Here is a 17,789-nt window from a genome sequence, read left to right as displayed (position 1 = left end):
TAAATAAAGTTTCATTCTGAGCCTGCATCCGCTATGTTGAGGTCATCGACACAGCGGGGGCAGGCTTTCTCATGTCTGGAACATTCAAGGGGCTGACCCAGGCCCAGATCGATAGAAGGCTCAAGGACGGGCGTGGCCAAGGCCAGGGATCAGACTACAAGCCGTTCATCTACACCAGGGACGTGTCCTCGCTGGGTCGCTCCCACCGCCTGCCTGGCAGCAAGACCCGGCGTTTACACCATCTTCTATCCGATCTTGAACTGGCCATCTTCCTGACCTTGGATCGGTCTCCCCATGTCACCGATATCCGTGAACAGTTTCCGATGCGGGTCGAAGATACGGTGCGCATCGCCGAGGAGCTTGGCCTGCCCCACGGTTGTTACAAGGGTACCCAGCAGGTACTGACCAGCGACTTTCTGGTGGATTTCGAAGATCCTCAGCGCCCGAGCATCGCGATTCAGGCCAAGTACAGTACCGACCTGCAGAAGCCTGAAGTTATCGAGAGGCTTGAACTTGAAAGGCGCTACTGGCAGGAAAAAGGTATTCCCTGGGTCATCGTCACTGAGCGCGAGGTATCCAGGGTGGCATTTGCCAATATCCAATGGCTCTATCCTGCCCATGCTGAAGGCGACATCGCTCAGGACGATCTCGCCCATTACCAGCAGCTGTTTCTGCTCGAGTTTCAGCGTCACCCAGACCGGAAGCTGACCGCTATTGCCCAAGGACTGGATACCTCCGGCCAGCTGGAGGCCGGTCAGGCGCTCTATTGGCTACGCCAGTTGCTGGCCCGGCACTGTTTCCTTTTCGATCTTGACACTCCTTACCGGGAGCTGAAGCCGAAAGACCTGGTTGCCAACTCTCATCAAATGCATCAGGAGCTGAGCAGTGTTGCCCGTTAATCAGGTGTTCCGGATGGGGGAACTGCGAAAGCGCCTGCTTTGGTCCGGTACCGAGCAGGCAATCTGGATCGATATCGATTCGGACACGGCGTTGCCCGAACCGATATCGATTGTAGAGCTGGAGCGTCTGATCATGGAGCGGGAGCTGGAGAGCATTGCCGATCCCTTCGAGGAAACAGTCCTACGGGAGGTTGAGGAAGGTTCCCTTGATCAGCAGAAGCGTGATGAAGCTTGGGGAATGCTGGCGGATTTTGTGCACGACCCCCAGCTTTTCGTGCGGCGCCCCAGAGGGCTCATTGTCAGAGGCATCATGGAGCGCCATGGTGTCACCAATCAGACGGTGTATAGGTTACTGAGGCGCTACTGGCAGCGAGGCATGTGCAGGAATGCCCTCTTGCCGGACTATGTCAACTCGGGCGCCCGTGGCAAGCGCAGAAAGCCGAACCAGGCCAAGCTGGGCAGGCCCAGAGTGGTGATGGAGGGGAAAGGGAGCAATGTCACGCCGGACATCGAGCGCATTTTTCGCCGGGTCATCGAGGAACGTTTGCTCAAGGAAAAACATCCGTCCATTCCTGATGCCTACGCCGCCGGGCTGAATCTGCTCCGTGCTGTTCTGACGGAGCTGCCGACCTTCGAACTGCCTACATTGGGGCAGTTCCGTTACTTCTATGGGCGCGAATATCACTTCACCGACACCTTGCCATGCAGGGTGTCCGCAGTGGATTTTGCCAAGGACTTCCGACCGCTCAGCAGTACATCGACGACCGAGGCACTGGGGCCCGGATACCGCTACCAGATCGATGCCACCATCGCCGATATCTATCTGGTTTCAGAACATGATCGCAGCCTTATCGTCGGCAGGCCTGTCGTTTACATGGTGATCGACGTGTTCAGCCGCATGGTCGTTGGTATGTACGTCGGATTCGAGGGACCTTCCTGGGTCAGTGCCATGGTGGCATTGGCCAACACGGTCGCCGACAAGGTTGAGTATTGCCGCCAGTATAGCGTGGAGATCGATGCCAGCGACTGGCCGGTCAAAGGCTTGCCGGATGTGGTGCTGGCCGATAAGGGCGAACTGAATGGCACCAAGGTGGAAGCATTTTCCCAAGCCTTCGGCGTTCGCATCGAGAATGCACCGGCCAGGCGAGGAGATGCCAAGGGGATCGTCGAGCGTTATTTCCGGACGGTGCAGGAGCGTTTCAAGCCCTATGCCAGCGGTGTGGTCGAGGACACCACCAGCCGGAAGCGGGGTGGCCACGACTACAGACTTGATGCCAGTCTGACCTTGCCCGAGTTCACCCAGATCATCATTGCCGGCATCCTCTACCACAACAACTTTCATACCTTGAGCAAATACGACAGAACCTCTGGTATGCCGGGCGATCTGCCAGCCATCCCGGTCATGCTGTGGAACTGGGGCTTGGCCAACTTGACCGGCCGGTTACGTACTGCGCCCGAGGAGCTGGTGCGGATAAATCTCTTGCCCCATGAGTCGGCCACGGTTTCGGAGCTGGGAATCAGGCTGTTCGGCTGCTTCTACACCTGCCAGGAAGCAATCAGGGAGGGTTGGTTTCACCGAGGCCAGGGGCGCCGGCCGACAGGGGTAACGGTCGCATACGATCCGCGTAGCGCCGACCACATCTACCTGCGGCCGTCCAATAGTCTCAAGGACTACTGGGTTTGCGATCTTGCCGACCGCAGTCGACGCTTCAGGGGGATGACCTTCTGGGATGTCTGGCTGCTGTCCAGAGAGGAACGGCGTAGCGATACCAACGCGGCGGCGGAAGCTTTGGTAGAGAGAGGCAATCTTCTGAAGCAGATCGAGTCCATCGTTGCCCAGGCAGAGGATGCCAGTCCGGTCAAAACGGGTATGACCACGAAGGATCTGGGAACCCAGATCCGCGAGAACAAGCAGCAGGAAAAGCGCCAGGAACGCCAGAAAACAGCATTCAAACCGGATAAAGCACAGCAGGAAAAGCCAGCCGAGGTGATCCCACTGCGGGGTGAGAAGCAGGAAGATTATGCCTTCCCAGATCTCAGTGACCTGATATTCAAGGAGGAAGAGGATGACTGAAGAATTCCAGCGCGGAGTCATTCCCCTGGCGCGTTACCAGGAGCAGCAGCTTCCCGAGTATCAGGACAATCCGCTCATCAGCGCATTGCCTCCGATTCCTGATCTGCAGGAGGTGGTCGATCTATTGCAGCAGCTTCCCGGTTTCGAGCCGCAGGAGGCGCTTCTGGATGGTCGGCTCAGGGCACATGCGATTGCCCGCCTGTTGCACGGCTTCTTCCAGCCGCTGAGCCATCACTTGGAGCTGGAGAGCAAGATCAGCCTGATGATCCGTCAAGGGTACATCGGTCGGAATCCGGCCAGCGGTGCCTGGTATGCGCACCTGCAGAATGGCTATCGCCGTGTCGAGGAGGAGGATCTGGATGCGGCGGTGTACCAGAGTGTCTCCTCTACGGCCAACAGCCTGTCGCTGTTCGGCTGCTCCGGTTGCGGCAAGACGCGCACGCTGGAGCGGATTCTGGGCATGTACCCCCAAGCTCTCCATCACCCTGATTACAACATCACCCAACTGGTCTACCTGAAGATCGACTGCCCAATTGACGGTGACTTGGATGAGCTGTGCCTGAGCTTCTTCAACGAAGTAGACAAGATCCTGGGTACCCACTACAGCCGTAGCCACGGACGCAAGAAGCTGGGTACCAAACGTCTGCTGGCATCCATGTGCCAGGTGGCCAATCTGCACACGCTCGGAGTGCTGATCATCGACGAGGTTCAGAACCTCAACGAGGCACGCTCCGGTGGTGCCGAAAAAATGCACAATTTCTTCGTGTCGCTGGTGAACACCATCGGTGTTCCGATCATTCAGGTCGGCACCCACCGGGCCAGCAAGTTCTTCCAGCGCACGTTCCGGGCTGCTCGGCGGGTCTCCGGGTTGGGCAGCATCCGCTGGGATAGGTTGCCTCGGGACGAGCATTGGAAGCGTCTGTTGAAGCGGCTTTGGAAGTATCAGTGGCTGCGAAATGCGGCGCCGCTGGATGATGAACTGGAGGCTACGATGTACGACCTCACCCAAGGGGTCATGGACATCGTCATCAAGCTGTTCGCGCTGGCGCAGATCCGGGCGATAGTGACAGGTGTCGAGTGCATTAAGCCGCTGTTGCTGCGCAGGGTTTTCGAGGACGAGTTCAAACCGGTCCATCCGATGCTGGCGGCCTTGCGGAGCGGTAGGCCCGAGCTGATCGCCAAATATGACGACCTGCTGATGCCAGAGATCGAGGGACGGTTGCTGACCCTGACTCGCTCTCTGGATAGCGTCCCCCAACCTAAACCATCGGCCCCTCCGGCTGATGACAAGGCAAAGCGGTTGGCCGCCCTGCTCGAAGGTATGGAAATCCCGAGGGACATCGCCATTCCCATGGCCGATGAATTGTTGGCGGAGAATCCGGACATCCCGCTGGCGGCCCTGATTCACAAGGCCACGGCCTACCTCGCGCAGGACGCTCCCAAGAGGCCCGGCATTTCCAGAGTTAAGCGGACGGAGTGGGGGTGCCTATCCGAGGAGGATCTGCGCCGACGTTATGCCGATGGGCCTGAAAGCGAGGCCTATGACAGATTCAAGCAGGCTGGCTTGATCCTCGATCTGCGGCCTCTGCTGAGAGCGAGCTGACATGTACTTCCCCAGGCTCTACCCGGACGAACTGCTTTACAGCGGTATTGCCCGGTGCCGGGTACATCTGGGGATAGGCAGCCACAAGACCTTGCTGCACATGCTTTTCGGTGACAGCAAGGTTGCCGCGATCACCGATCTGCCCACACACCTGACTGCGTTGGCGATCAACACGGGCTTGGATGCGGAAGGCATGATCCTGAATCACACGCTGTTCCCGCTCTATGCCCCTTTCATTCCGCCGGAGCGCCGTACCGATCTTTTTCAGGCCATGCTTGCTCCCGACCGGCCGACGATTGGTCTGTCTGGGGCCTCGACGGCCTTGGTCAAGTGGCCCGATTGGCTGCGTTACTGCCCGATCTGCTTTGAAGATATGTCTGCGCGCTACGGTGAACCCTACTGGCGGCGTAGCTGGCAGATTCAAGGGATAGATGCCTGTCCCGAGCATGGCTGTCAGCTCCTGAACTCACCTATCCCGTTCCGTCGAGCGCAGCGGCACGAGTTTCATACAGCCTCTCCACTGTTTCTGCCCCGTGATCTTCGCGTGAGTCCCGTGGGCGAAGAGGCTATCAGGCTCGCCAAGGCTGCTATGCAGCTGCTGGCGCTCGAAGAGGTGCAATCGCCTGGCTACGGACGCTGGACCAACCTGTACCGGTACCTGGCTACAGAGTGCGACGCCAGGCGAGGCCGGCAGGTCAGGGCTGAAGTCATCTGGGAGAAGATCCTGGCATCCCATCAAAGGGATTGGCTTGCTGCGAACGGTCTGCTGACATCCGGAGAGCCTCCACCTTGGCTGTTGGCGATGTTCAGGAAGCATCGCAAGGGATTCAGTGCGCTGCAGCATCTGATCGTCTGGACCAGCCTGCGCCCTGGCCAGCATGCTGGCGAGCTGATCAGCGAGGCGAAGACTCGCCAGGTCGACCTTGCCTCCGAGCGGTCAGTGCAGCTGCTCCCTGCTGAGTTTGAGCAAAAGCAGCAGTACCGAGCCATTTGGCTGCAAGCACTGGCTAATCACGGTGGAGCCAAGGCAGCCAGGCAAGACGGAGCAGGGGCATGTTACGCCTGGCTCTATCGTCATGACCGACACTGGCTGATGGTTGCGAACCAGGTCAGGCAGCGCCGACAGGGCAACAACAGCCACATCGACTGGCGAGCGCGTGACATAAGGTGGGTGCGCCTGCTGATCCGGATTGGTAGAGGTAGCGAAGAAGACCTGGGCCTTCCGCGCAGGAGTCGCAACTGGTTCCTGCAGCAGCTACCCCATCGGGCATCAGTCGAGCACCGTCTCGATCAATTGCCTCTTTGCTGCACCTTCCTGGATCGCTATGCCGAGTCCGTCGGCGAGTATCAGATCCGTCGCCTGACTGCAGCGATGCTGAAGGATGTACAGACAGGCATAACGTCTAGGCGCTGGGAGCTGGAAAAGCGTTGTGGATTGGAAAAAAGCAGGGTGGCACCACTGACCACTGCGTTCATTCGATTGATAGGAAGATGGATTGAATAGGACAGTATTTCGTCAGATCCCGAACGGATCCAGGTTGCTGGCCGTTGGAAATTTTTTCAGGGCCAAGACTCCGGCGGCCCAGTGGCAGTTGGCGGCTCTCTTTGAGCGTAACGGTCAGCTGCAGCTGCAGCGGTTCGCACAGGAGATGTCGTGTGTCTTGGCCGTTGGTCGCGAGTTTCTTGGCGAAGAAGGGGCTCCTTATCGTCCCAGTGGTTTCAAGAAGACGGTGGTGCTTCCTGCAATAGATACCTGGCGGGAAAGGCAGTTGGGTGAGTGCCCACGTCTGGCCAGAAGGCTTGCTGCAAATCCTGAGATATCTGGACAGCGATGCTTTGTGTTCGAGGTCGATGGTCTGACCGTCTGGCTGCCGAAATTCGAGCTGGCACGAAAAATGTTCTTCCACGCAGCCTTCGCCGTTCGTGCAGCCTTCGCACCGAATGGCTTGGACATGGCCTTCACGATCTACAGAGAGGGCGATGTTGTTCATATCCATACGCCCCCGAAGACGGGGGCCCCAAGTCAGCTTCTCAAAATCAAGGGATACAGAGACCATTTCAGTTGGCTGCTGCTGAATCAGGATGTGAGGCGATCCTTCGAGTCAATCTGGCAAAGCCTCAATCAAAGGCAAGAGCGGGTACTGCAAGAGTTGGCGTATGCCAGGTGGCAGTTCGACTTTCAGGCACCCACTTCCCTCGCGGGTACCACCATGGATGTGCGAGGCCCCTTTGATCCGGAAAGCAACGAATTGCTGGTCTGGGAGATCGAAAAGCTTCAGGGGCTCCGGTTTAGCCATCGCGGTGATATTTTTTTCCATCACCCTGCTCTCAAGTTACCCGTCAGGGGAGAGAACACAGGCTGTGTATCCGTGCCATCGGGAGCGAAAGAGTTGGAGGTGGATGCTGACGAAGAGCCGACTGCTGCCAAGGAGCAGAGGTTGATTCATCTGCCCGTTGAGGGAGTCACGTTTGATGCTCAGCTGCGCACCAAGATCGCCTACAACGGGGAGCGTGCCAACGGTCATGGCAAGAAGGTCGACGACGAGCAATGCCCGAGCAGAGAAAGCCAACTCTTCGGCGTGGCTGATCCTGTGAGCGAGGGCAGCATAGCGTCAGGAGAATTCCAACAATTGGGTGAGGGAGAGGGTGATGGGGACGAGCATGAACGGCTTGCAGATCGCTTCTCGCTGCTCCGAGAGATTCTTGAACAAATCACCCAAGAGTCTGGAGTTGCGCTGGTAGCACTGGAAGTGAGGCCTCTGCCGCCCGTTCCACGTTGCAGCTACCACATGATTGATCACGAAAAATCACGCTGCTATCTGCTGGCAAGGTTCAAGCTGCAAAACGGCGATCAACGCTACCTTCTAGAAATAGATACCTCAGACAACCGGAAGACCATGTCAACGCGGATCATGGGCTTCAAAGCAGGTGTTGAGGCAGGAAAATGCATAGACAGGATCTTGAGGGAGACAGTGAAAGGCTCGTTGCGTTGGCCAGGCACCATGGCGAAGTACTGTGAGCCTTTGCACTCTGTGCATCACCCGAAAGAAAGCTCATCTGGGGCCAACCATGCCCGGGTGTTCGACTGGAAGCAGCGGATACGCGCGGCCCTAGGCTGATTGCAGAATACACCGCAGTTCGGCTGCGATACATCTTGTCGCGCACTGCGTGCAGCCTCCCCGAAACTGCCCGGAGCCGTGCCAAGGCGATATAGGCCCCTTGGGAGTCGGCAAGACGCATCTGGCCATCGCACTGCGCTATCGGGCGGCGCAGTGCGGCATCAAGACCCGCTTCATCACTGCGGCCGACCTTGGTGCTGCAACTGGGCGCGGACCAGCGTAACCGTCCGGGCATCCCGGCTGGCTTGACCCCGCCAAGCTAAGAGATGGTGGCAGTTCGTGGATGCCGTTTCCCGGGTGCACGCGATCCGAGACCACGCGATCAAGCAGGAAAACGAGCACCTGGGCTTGCCTGACTGACCGCAGGCCGGCGACGACAAGGTGGAAAAGTTCGGCGTGTGGCTCTGGCGGCAACGATCCCGCGAAGGGCGGACGGTGCTTGAGCTGTTGAACGTAAGCGTGCGGGCAAACCGTCTTGCGCGACTATGCCGGATGCCACCTATGCGGCAGCAGCTCTGCAATCTCACTCGCCCGCTGCGTCGGCAACCGTGTCAGCACATCCTTGAGATAGGCATACGGATCGTGCCCATTATTACGGGCCGACTGGATCAAACTCATGATCGCAGCAGCGCACTTGAGCATGCGATCCCGCGCCGAGCATTTGAGAAGGCAACGGGATGAACGCTGGCTGGATAGCCGTGGTTTTCTGGGTATGCAGCCGAATCCATTTGTGGACGAGGTTGGCATTGAGGCTGTAGCCCAAGGCGATGTTTGCGATGGAGGCACCGGGTTCAGAACACTCCTGAATGACCTGGGCCTTGAAAGATTTGCTGTAGGTACGGCGCTGAGGGGGCATGGAAAATCCGCTTGATGGGCCATGGCCTTCGGCGGCGGTGTCGGGAAGGTGTGTTGGACGGACGGATACTGTTGAACTACGCTGTCTGGGGCAACGGAAGTGTTTCGGCCCGACTCTGGAACGCGATCCGCAGCGACGACTGGGCAATTCCGCACGTTGGCCTGAGCAGCCTCGGGGAAAGCGTCGGCTGGGCGCGCCCAGACGAGTTTCCGCCAAGGAACATGCAGACGAGCAAGGGGCTGCGGGCACTCGGCTACAACGTGAGGATCGGTGTTTGATCGAGGCGCCTGTGGCACACGCAGGCTGACGAGCCAGGCGCTGTCCATGGCCTGATCAGGCCGCCCCGCTGCGCCTTGCCTGAGCAGTTGACCTGCATCAATGGGGCGGGAGATCGCTGTACATTGACTCTTGAAGTTTGTCCTGGTAAGCGCAATATCTTGCAAAGTCTTGCAAGGATTTCCTTGGCCGGAACCGCAAAGCGACGCGATTGGAGAGGGTGAGATGAAAGCGCACCTACAGGTGATTTTCACGCTCGATGAATTGGCTGCGTACTTGAAAGTCGGCAAGCGGACGCTTTATCGGCTCGCCGCGCACGGGGAAATTCCGGCTTTCAAGGTGGGCGGGACGTGGCGGTTTCGTCAAAGTGAAATCGATCAGTGGATCAATGATCAGACCCGAGCCGGAGCAAAGAAGGAGGTGATGCGCAAGCGTGAACAGCAGAAGTCATCCGAGCAGCCCGTGTCGCCTGGGCGCACTGCCCGTCGCAGCAGGCAAAGGGCTTGAGTAACTCGTTTTTCAATTTTTCTGGAGGTATGACATGGACATCGATTTCAAGAAGTTGGCTCCCTGGAACTGGTTCAAGAACGAGCAGCAAGAGCAGCAGACCGCCTCTTCCCTGCCGGTGCAGCGCAATGACCTGCCAGCGGCGAGCGGGCCAGTCAGCCCGATCCTGCAACTGCATCGCGAGATCGACCGGCTGTTCGATGACGCGTTCCGGGGCTTCGGTTTTCCGGCGCTGGCCATGCCGCGGCTGCCATCCGATTGGTCGGGCATGCTGAAGCCGGCCCTGGACATCCAGGAAACCGACAAGCAGTACAAAATTGCCCTGGAAGTGCCCGGTGTCGAGGAAAAGGACATCCAGATCACCCTCGACAACGACGTGCTGGTGGTGCGTGGCGAGAAGCGCCAGGAACAGGAGAAGAAGGAAGGTGGCTTCCACCGTGTGGAGCGCACCTACGGCAGCTTTCACCGCGCCTTGAACCTGCCTGACGACGCCAATCAGGATTCGATCAAGGCATCGTTCAAGAACGGGGTGCTCACGGTCACGATCGACAAGCGCGAGGTCAGCGCGCCGAAGCAGGGACGTTCGATCCCGATCAACAGCTGACGTCGCCGGCTCGTTCGTCACAAGAAAAACCCGGTACGAGACGAGGTGTCGCGGCTCGCGATGCCTCGTCGCCTCAACCTTGTCAACCTTCTCAGGAGCATCAGCATGGCCAGAAAACAATGCCAGGTCTGCGTCCAACCCGCCACCGTGCGGGTGGAAGCCAATCTCAACGGGCGTCACAGCACCATGCTGTTGTGCGACGACCATTACCGCCAACTGGTGCGCCAGCAAAAACGCACCGTCTCGCCGCTGGAAGCCTTGTTCGGCTCGCGCAGCGGCCTGTTCGAGGACTTCCTCGGCAGTGACTTCTTCCGCATCGGCGACGACGCGACGCCCTTTGCCGCCGATACCGATGACGTGGTCGATGCCGTGTTTGGCGAACCCGCCGCCGCAGGTTCGGGTGCACCGCGCCGGCGCGGCAGTGGGCTGGCCAGCCGCATCAGCGAACAGTCGGAAGCCCTGCTGCAAGAGGCCGCCAAACACGCTGCCGAATTTGGCCGCTCCGAGGTGGATACCGAACATCTGCTGCTGGCGCTGGCCGACAGCGACGTGGTCAAGACCATCCTGGGTCAGTTCAAAATCAAGGTCGATGACCTCAAGCGGCAGATCGAGTCCGAGGCCAAGCGCGGGGACAAGCCGTTCGAGGGCGAGATCGGCGTGTCGCCGCGCGTGAAGGATGCGCTCAGCCGCGCCTTCGTGGCCTCCAATGAACTCGGCCATTCCTATGTCGGTCCGGAGCATTTCCTGATCGGTCTGACCGAGGAAGGCGAAGGGCTGGCCGCCAACCTGCTACGCCGCTACGGCCTGACGCCGCAGGCGCTGCGCCAACAGGTCAGCAAGGTGGTCGGCAAAGGCGCCGAGGATGGCCGCGCCGAGACGCCGACCAACACGCCAGAACTCGACAAGTATTCGCGCGACCTCACCAAGATGGCGCGCGAGGGCAAGCTCGATCCGGTCATCGGCCGTGCGCAGGAGATCGAGACCACCATCGAGGTGCTGGCCCGGCGCAAGAAAAACAACCCGGTGTTGATCGGTGAGCCCGGCGTCGGCAAGACCGCCATTGTCGAAGGACTGGCGCAGCGGATGGTCGCCGGCGAAGTGCCCGAGACGCTGCGCGACAAGCGTCTGGTGGAACTCAACATCAACGCCATGGTGGCCGGCGCCAAGTATCGCGGCGAGTTCGAGGAGCGCGTGCAGAAGGTGCTCAAGGAAGTGACCGAGCACCAGGGCGAGATGATTCTCTTCATCGATGAAGTGCACACCATCGTCGGTGCCGGCCAGGGTGGCGGCGAAGGCGGGCTGGACGTGGCCAACGTGTTCAAGCCGATGATGGCGCGCGGCGAGCTGAACCTGATCGGCGCCACCACGCTCAACGAGTATCAGAAGTACATCGAGAAGGACGCCGCGCTGGAGCGTCGTTTCCAGCCGGTGATGGTGCCCGAGCCGACGGTAGCGCAGACCATGATGATCCTGCGCGGCCTGCGCGACACCTTCGAGGCGCACCACAAGGTCAGCATCACCGAGGATGCGATCATCGCCGCCGCCGAGTTGTCGGACCGCTACATCACCGCGCGCTTTTTGCCTGACAAGGCCATCGACCTGCTTGACCAGGCGGCCGCACGCGTGAAGCTGTCGGCCACGGCTCGCCCAGTGGCCGTACAAGAGCTGGAGTCCGAACTGCACCAGTTGCGGCGTGAGCAGGACTACATGGCCTCGCGCAAGCAGTACGACAAGGCCGCCGAGCTGGGCAAGCGCATCGAGGCAAAAGAGGCCGAACTCAAGAAGCTCATCGAAGATTGGGAGCGCGAGCGCGCCTCGGGCAGCGCCGAAGTCAAGGCCGAGCATGTCGCGCAGATCGTCTCGCGCCTGACCGGCATTCCGGTCAACGAGCTGACGGTGGAAGAACGCGAGAAGCTGTTGCATCTGGAACAGCGGCTGCACGAGCGCCTGGTGGGCCAGGACGAAGCGGTGCGCGCGGTGGCCGATGCCGTGCGGTTGTCGCGCGCGGGGCTGCGCGAAGGCGGCAAGCCGGTGGCGACTTTTCTGTTCCTCGGGCCGACCGGCGTGGGCAAGACCGAGCTCGCCAAGGCGCTGGCCGAGTCCATCTATGGCGATGAAGGTGCGCTGCTGCGCATCGACATGTCCGAGTACGGGGAACGCCATACCGTGGCACGCCTGGTGGGCGCGCCTCCGGGTTATGTGGGCTATGACGAGGGCGGCCAGCTCACCGAGAAGGTGCGTCGCAAGCCCTACAGCGTGTTGCTGCTGGACGAGATCGAGAAGGCTCACCCCGACGTCTACAACATCCTGCTGCAGGTGTTCGACGACGGGCGGCTCACCGACGGCAAGGGCCGGGTGGTGGATTTCACCAATACCATCATCATCGCCACCTCGAACTTGGGCTCGGACATCATCCAGCGTCGGCTGAAGGCCCGTAGCGCCGCCGGCGAGGAATACGAGAAGACCAAGTCCGAGGTGATGGACGTGCTGCGCGGACACTTCCGCCCCGAGTTCATCAACCGCATCGACGAGATCATCGTCTTCCATGCGCTGGGCAAGGAGGAGATCCGCCATATCGTCGGCCTGCAGCTCGATCGTGTGGCCCGCAACGCCGCCAGCCAGGGCGTGACGCTGACCTTCGATCAGACCTTGATCGACCACTTCGCGGAGGAAGGCTACAAGCCCGAGTTCGGTGCGCGTGAACTCAAGCGCCTGATCCGCAGCGAGCTGGAAACCGCGCTGGCACGCGAGATGCTCGGCGGCGGAATCGGCAAGGGCGATCACGCCAGCGCACGCTGGGACGACAAGGCCGAACGGGTGGTCTTCGAGCGCCAGGAGCCACCCGCAAAGCCGGCCGAGCCTGAGAAGCCCGATGCCGCGAACGTGGCCGAGACGCCGCCGAGCGAGGCGAGCAAGCCTGCGCGCAAGAAAAAGTCAGCGGGCGGCGAATCTTGAGTCATGGGGAGGCTGTCGTGATCCTTCAATTGACCCAAGGACTTGTTCTTGATGGAAACGAAAAGTAGCAGGCGCTATTCAGAGTGCGCCGGCGGCTCTGTTCGGTGCGTCATCCAATTCGCCGGCATTGTTCAAGGAGAACCGATATGTCTGCATTGACTCCGTGGGACCCCTTCCGGGAACTGGATGAATTGCAAAACCGCCTGGCGACGATGTTGGGACGGCCCCCCCAGCGACAGGGCGCCCGTACCGGCAACGAAGCCATGACCACGGCGGACTGGGCACCAATGGTGGACATCAGCGAGGATGAGAACGCATTCCTCCTCAAGCTGGATCTGCCGGAGGTCCCCAAGGATGCCGTGCGCGTCAGCGCGGAAAACGGCGTACTCACCATCAGCGGCGAGCGCAAACTGGAAAAAGAGGAGCAGGGCAAGAAATTCCACCGCATCGAACGTGCGTATGGCCGCTTTGTGCGCAGCTTTGTCTTACCTGACAACGTTGATCCGACCAAGGTGACGGCTTCGATGAAAGACGGCGTGCTGGAAGTGCGGCTTGTCAAGGCCGAGCAAGCCAAGCCGAAGCAGATTGAAATTTCAGTCAATTAACTTCAATTGGAGTCCAACATCATGAATATCAAACAGCCCCAATACATCCGTTCCGCACTTGCCCTGGCGGTCTGCATCGGACTGAGTGGACCGGTTTTGGCCCAATCGGCGGCAAGTCCAAGCGCTGCAGCGCCCTCTGTCGCACCCAAGGCGGCGCAGCCACAAGTAGACGACAAGGCCGCCCAGGAAGCCGAAAAAAAGCGTTCCGAGCTCACTCAGGACGCCATCACGGCGCTCACCAAGACCCAGGAGGCTTTGACCCTCCTTGATGCAAATAAGACCAAGGAGGCGCTCGCTGCGCTGGAACTGGCCACCGGAAAGCTGGAACTGGTATTGGCACGCGACGCCAAACTTGCTTTGGCGCCGGTCGATGTACGCGTCATCACCCATGATATCCACGCCAACGTGGAATCGGTAAAGAAAGCGGTCAAGTTGTCTCGGGAGTTGTTGGGTGATGGCGAGGTGCAAAAGGCCCGGCCCATCGTTGCCAATCTGGCCAGCGAAATCGTGATCGAAACCGACAACCTGCCCATGGCAACGTACCCGGCAGCGATCAAGTCGGCTGCACGGCTCGTCGACAGCGGCAAGATCGACGAAGCCAAAGCAGAGCTCGCCCGAGCACTGAACACGCTGGTGGTCATCCAAGTTGTACTCCCTCTGCCCGTGCTACGGGCCGAGGCCACGATAGCAAAAGCTGAAAAGCTGGCCGAGACTGACAAGCGCGATGCCAAGCAGAACGAGGAGCTCAGCACCTTGCTGTCGTCCGTGCGCACGGAGATCGAGCTGGCGCAAATCCTGGGTTATGGCAAGAAGGAGGACTTCAAACCCATCTTCGATCAGGTGAAGTCCATTGAGCAAAAGTCGGCTGGTGGCAAAAGCGGCAATGGATGGTTCGACGAGTTGAAGACGCGCATCCAAAAGCTGTTTTGAGGTGATGAAGGGGCCGACTGCTCCATCGGTCAGTCTCGCGATATTCGCAGTCGGCCCCAATAGATTCCCCTATTTTCACTATCTCATACGAGGCATATCACCATGAATGAGCAAACATCGAATCCCAACGCGATCAACGAAGGCACGAACGAACAGGCCGCGGTAAGCAGCCTTCCTGCCAGACCAGAGCCCAAGCCTGAAGTCGTCACGGAGGTACAGCCTGAGGTTCAGAAGGAAACGGACTCGCAAGCGGCAGACAAACGTAAACAAGTCCTCGATGAGGCCGTCTCGGCCTTGGCGCTGACCAAATCAGCGCTGGCGGCCCTGGACGAAAAAGAATCCGCGCGAGCACTGGCAACGCTGGCCGAAGTGACGGGAAAGCTGGAGCTGATCGTTGCACGCGAACCCACGCTCGCCCTGGCCCCCGTTGATGTGCGCACCATCGTGCACGACTTGTTCGCCAACACGGAAACCGTTGAGGCGATGACTGACGAGGCGCTGGATGCCCTCAAACATGGCGAGGTGCAACGCGCTCGTCGCGTGTTGGCATTGCTGGCCAGCGAAATCGTGATTGCGGTCACCAACATCCCTCTGGCGACTTACCCGGCAGCCGTGAAATCCGTCGTGCCGCTGATCGATCAGGGCAAGATCGAAGAGGCCAAGGCCGCGCTGCAGTTGGCGCTCGGCACGCTCGTCGAGACACTCAGCGTCATCCCGCTGCCCATCCTGCGCGCCAAACTGCTCGTCAAGCGCGCCGAGACCTTGACAGAAGATGGCCAGCGCAGCGAGGCGTCCGGTGAACGCCTGCAGGACTTGTTAAACGAAGCCCGGCAGCAGTTGGAAATGGCAGAACTGCTGGGCTATGGCAAAAAGAAGGACTTTGAGCCCCTGTACTCTGAACTCAAGAAAGTCAAGGAAAAGACGGCCGGAGGCGGGAGCGGAAAAGGCTGGCTCGATGAAATCAAGGCGAGACTGTCAAAGCTGTTCTAAAACCGCAAGAGAGGGGCGAATAGCCCCTCTCTTCGCCATGAAGGCTTGATTTTCCTGATCTCATGATCCATCAAGGAGATATCGCATGAATGCAAATACCATCGCCGATTCGAATGCGGATAACCCTGCCGATGCCGTGTGTTCACTGACCCAAAATTGGTGGTTGTTTGCGCTGCGCGGCATATTCGCGTTGATTTTTGCAGTCCTCGCATTCTGGATGCCACACTCGGCTTTGTTCGCCATGACGATAGTGTTCGGCGCATTTTCTTTGGTCAATGGTGCGTTCAACCTGGTTGCAGCGGTGCGGCAAATGCGGCAAAAGCAGCGCTGGGGCTGGCTGTTGTTCAGCGGCATCGTCGGCATACTCACCGGTGTCGTTGTGGTAGTTGCCCCTCTGGCTGCCACTTTGGCGTTGGCCTATTTCTTGTGGGTAAGCGTGGCATTCTGGGCAATTTTCACCGGTATGCTGGAGATATCCGCCGCCGTTCGTCTGCGCCGGGAAATCAAGGGCGAGATCTGGCTTGCCCTCAGCGGGCTGCTTTCCGTGCTCCTCGGTGCGATCATCCTATGGATGTTTTTTACCCGCCCGATCGAATCATTTCTGGCCGCGGGCTGGGTATTGGGTTTCCATGCTGCGATCTTCGGTATGACTCTTTTGCTTCTTAGTTGGCGTTTGCGCAAAGCGCGTCAGCGGTAAGGGCGTGAAAAACCAAACCGTAAGATCATCTTTGAAAATCAACATATCCAATCACCCGGGTCCACTCACCTGGGCGGACAACCCTAAAGGGCTTGAGCATGCGTATACAATATAGCTATCGACTCGTCGAAAAAGAATTTCATGAACCTTGGCGAATGTCTGTAGAAAAAGCGGTTGAACCCGCTCTCAAGCCGCTGATCGAAAAGCGCTCCGAAGATTCGGTACGTCTTCAAATCGTCCTCGAACGCGCGAAAAAAGGATCTCGCTTAACGGCCAGTGGCCACATGCACTTGCCGGGCAAAAAAATCGTCAGCGTCACTGCATCGCATAACGATCTGACGCCTCTCGCGCACATGCTAGCGCAGGCGTTGTTCCGGCAGGCCAAGAAGCACTTTGATCGGCTGAGCGCTCAGGATCAAATCAAGCGTAAGGCGCGTCGTGAACGCTTGCGCGAGCTCAAGGCGCGGATCGACACTCAACCTGCCTCTGTCGTCCAGCAAGCACGCGGGATAATCGAGACGCTGCTGCCGAAGGTTGAGGCCGTTGCGCAACGCGAGTTGGCTTATCTGCATGCCGCCGGTGATTTGCCTCGCGATTATCCGACGCTGCACGACGTGGTGGACGAAGCGATTGCTCTGGCTGAATCGGTATGGACATCCGTTCCAGAAGAAAATGCCGCTTACCTCGATCTTTTGAAACATCTTTTTGCCGTCATTGATCGCGAAGTGGCAAACAGCCGGCAATATGGCGAGGCCGTTTCGCTGGATGCGCCGGTCGAAGCGGATGCGCAGGACATGGCGGAGGCCATGGTAGAGGAAGAGTTCTACGAGTTTTATCAGCCTGATGACGCACTCAGCCTGGCCGACGTCATGGCTGATAGTCGGCTTCCCGACCCAGCAGCAATCGCCGAACAGGAGGAAATTGGTGACAGATCGAGCGAATTCGCATTTGCATTCGACCTGATGAAGGGTATGCCGCACTTGTGGCGCCGCATTTTTCTGCTTATCCGGGTGGATGGGCTGGATGCAGGCTGCGCTGCTGAAATCCTGCGGATGCCTAATAAGATAGATGCTGTCAGAGCGGGGCTCATTCAAGCCGAAGCCTTCATTGCGGCTCACGTGGAAGATGCCGGCGTGAGCGAAGACGGGAACGATTGGATCAAAGGCGTAAATTGGTCGGCGATGTCGGTGATCCGAAGCGAGGCAACCTCACCGCAGTCCAAGGAAGCGAACCATGAAAAATGAACTCCACATCGTCTGCCCACATTGCCAGTCCATCAACAGCGTGCCGGCCGCCAAGCTCGCGGATCGTCCCAACTGCGGCCGCTGCCAGCAGCCCTTGTTCACCGGCGAGCCCATCGAGTTGACGACGGCGACGTTCTCGCACCACGTGGAGCGCAGCGATCTGCCGCTGCTGGTCGATTTCTGGGCGCCCTGGTGCGGGCCGTGCAAGATGATGGCGCCGCAGTTTCAACAAGCCGCGCGCCAGCTCGAACCCGGGATCAGGCTGGCAAAGGTGAACACCGAGGCTGAGCCCCACCTGGCCGCGCAGTTCGGTATCCGCAGCATTCCGACGCTCGCCCTGTTCCAGGGCGGACGTGAGATCGCCCGCCAGGCAGGCGCCATGGGCTCGCAGGACATCGTGCGCTGGGCCTCTGCACAGGTGGGACGCTGA

At 59.2% G+C, this 17,789-nt stretch carries 16 protein-coding genes and 2 pseudogenes; 16 read left to right on the top strand and 2 right to left on the bottom strand.

Features of this window, described 5'->3' with window-relative positions; genetic code table 11:
- The first annotated feature begins 71 nt into the window (after nucleotides 1–71).
- The 6 genes and pseudogenes from N5J69_RS17180 to N5J69_RS17155 form a co-directional block, all read left to right on the top strand.
- Nucleotides 72–899 (top strand): TnsA endonuclease N-terminal domain-containing protein, encoded by an 828-nt coding sequence (locus tag N5J69_RS17180; protein WP_279771782.1) that lies wholly within the window; start codon nucleotides 72–74, stop codon nucleotides 897–899.
- Nucleotides 886–2,973: a Mu transposase C-terminal domain-containing protein gene (locus tag N5J69_RS17175; protein WP_024014938.1), complete on the top strand. Its 2,088-nt coding sequence runs from the start codon at nucleotides 886–888 to the stop codon at nucleotides 2,971–2,973. Before N5J69_RS17180 ends, N5J69_RS17175 begins: the two co-directional genes overlap by 14 nt.
- Nucleotides 2,966–4,576 carry an ATP-binding protein gene (locus N5J69_RS17170; protein ID WP_180246356.1) on the top strand — a complete coding sequence of 537 codons (1,611 nt, stop codon included), beginning with the start codon at nucleotides 2,966–2,968 and terminating at the stop codon, nucleotides 4,574–4,576. The genes N5J69_RS17175 and N5J69_RS17170 overlap by 8 nt, the downstream gene beginning before the upstream one ends.
- Nucleotide 4,577: 1 nt before the next feature.
- Nucleotides 4,578–6,080 (top strand): TnsD family Tn7-like transposition protein, encoded by a 1,503-nt coding sequence (locus N5J69_RS17165; protein ID WP_233985787.1) that lies wholly within the window; start codon nucleotides 4,578–4,580, stop codon nucleotides 6,078–6,080.
- Nucleotides 6,073–7,695 (top strand): Tn7-like element transposition protein TnsE, encoded by a 1,623-nt coding sequence (locus N5J69_RS17160; RefSeq protein ID WP_094988650.1) that lies wholly within the window; start codon nucleotides 6,073–6,075, stop codon nucleotides 7,693–7,695. Before N5J69_RS17165 ends, N5J69_RS17160 begins: the two co-directional genes overlap by 8 nt.
- A 91-nt stretch (nucleotides 7,696–7,786) precedes the next feature.
- Nucleotides 7,787–7,885, top strand: a pseudogene (locus N5J69_RS17155) (ATP-binding protein); the annotation flags it as partial.
- Nucleotides 7,886–8,178: 293 nt separating this feature from the next.
- Here the strand turns inward: N5J69_RS17155 and N5J69_RS17150 are convergent.
- Both N5J69_RS17150 and N5J69_RS17145 read right to left on the bottom strand, forming a co-directional pair.
- Nucleotides 8,179–8,331, bottom strand: a pseudogene (locus N5J69_RS17150) (transposase domain-containing protein); the annotation flags it as partial.
- Entirely contained in the window at nucleotides 8,288–8,551 is a 264-nt protein-coding gene (locus N5J69_RS17145; protein WP_001446199.1) for a transposase, read from the bottom strand. The gene N5J69_RS17145 and the pseudogene N5J69_RS17150, both read right to left, overlap by 44 nt.
- A gap of 14 nt (nucleotides 8,552–8,565) precedes the next feature.
- Between N5J69_RS17145 and N5J69_RS17140 the strand changes: the two genes are divergently transcribed.
- The 10 genes from N5J69_RS17140 (at nucleotide 8,566) to trx-GI (ending at nucleotide 17,789) form a co-directional block, all read left to right on the top strand.
- Nucleotides 8,566–8,829 (top strand): hypothetical protein, encoded by a 264-nt coding sequence (locus N5J69_RS17140; RefSeq protein WP_141228731.1) that lies wholly within the window; start codon nucleotides 8,566–8,568, stop codon nucleotides 8,827–8,829.
- 223 nt (nucleotides 8,830–9,052) lie between these two features.
- Nucleotides 9,053–9,334, top strand: a complete 282-nt coding sequence (locus N5J69_RS17135; RefSeq protein ID WP_016782886.1) for a helix-turn-helix domain-containing protein — start codon at nucleotides 9,053–9,055, stop codon at nucleotides 9,332–9,334.
- Nucleotides 9,335–9,368: 34 nt separating this feature from the next.
- Nucleotides 9,369–9,938 carry a small heat shock protein sHSP20 gene (gene hsp20 / locus N5J69_RS17130; protein WP_034126243.1) on the top strand — a complete coding sequence of 190 codons (570 nt, stop codon included), beginning with the start codon at nucleotides 9,369–9,371 and terminating at the stop codon, nucleotides 9,936–9,938.
- A 105-nt stretch (nucleotides 9,939–10,043) separates the two neighbouring features.
- Nucleotides 10,044–12,893 (top strand): heat shock survival AAA family ATPase ClpK, encoded by a 2,850-nt coding sequence (gene clpK, locus N5J69_RS17125; protein WP_233985786.1) that lies wholly within the window; start codon nucleotides 10,044–10,046, stop codon nucleotides 12,891–12,893.
- 146 nt (nucleotides 12,894–13,039) lie between these two features.
- Entirely contained in the window at nucleotides 13,040–13,498 is a 459-nt protein-coding gene (gene hsp20-GI, locus N5J69_RS17120; protein WP_016782889.1) for a small heat shock protein sHSP20-GI, read from the top strand.
- Between the two features lie 21 nt (nucleotides 13,499–13,519).
- Nucleotides 13,520–14,428 (top strand): heat resistance protein YfdX1, encoded by a 909-nt coding sequence (gene yfdX1 / locus N5J69_RS17115; RefSeq protein ID WP_233985785.1) that lies wholly within the window; start codon nucleotides 13,520–13,522, stop codon nucleotides 14,426–14,428.
- Nucleotides 14,429–14,530: 102 nt separating this feature from the next.
- Nucleotides 14,531–15,418 (top strand): YfdX family protein, encoded by an 888-nt coding sequence (locus N5J69_RS17110; RefSeq protein ID WP_016782891.1) that lies wholly within the window; start codon nucleotides 14,531–14,533, stop codon nucleotides 15,416–15,418.
- A gap of 85 nt (nucleotides 15,419–15,503) precedes the next feature.
- Nucleotides 15,504–16,115 carry a DUF308 domain-containing protein gene (locus tag N5J69_RS17105; RefSeq protein WP_000993372.1) on the top strand — a complete coding sequence of 204 codons (612 nt, stop codon included), beginning with the start codon at nucleotides 15,504–15,506 and terminating at the stop codon, nucleotides 16,113–16,115.
- A gap of 98 nt (nucleotides 16,116–16,213) precedes the next feature.
- Nucleotides 16,214–17,359 (top strand): hypothetical protein, encoded by a 1,146-nt coding sequence (locus N5J69_RS17100; protein ID WP_029611654.1) that lies wholly within the window; start codon nucleotides 16,214–16,216, stop codon nucleotides 17,357–17,359.
- Nucleotides 17,349–17,789: a heat resistance system thioredoxin Trx-GI gene (gene trx-GI, locus N5J69_RS17095; protein WP_180246352.1), complete on the top strand. Its 441-nt coding sequence runs from the start codon at nucleotides 17,349–17,351 to the stop codon at nucleotides 17,787–17,789. The genes N5J69_RS17100 and trx-GI overlap by 11 nt, the downstream gene beginning before the upstream one ends.

Source organism: Pantoea sp. GD03673, from assembly GCF_029844725.1.
In the GTDB taxonomy this organism is placed as follows: Bacteria; Pseudomonadota; Gammaproteobacteria; order Enterobacterales; family Enterobacteriaceae; genus Pantoea.
The sequence above is the reverse complement of the archived record's forward strand: the minus strand, read 5'-3'. Positions and strand labels throughout refer to the sequence as shown.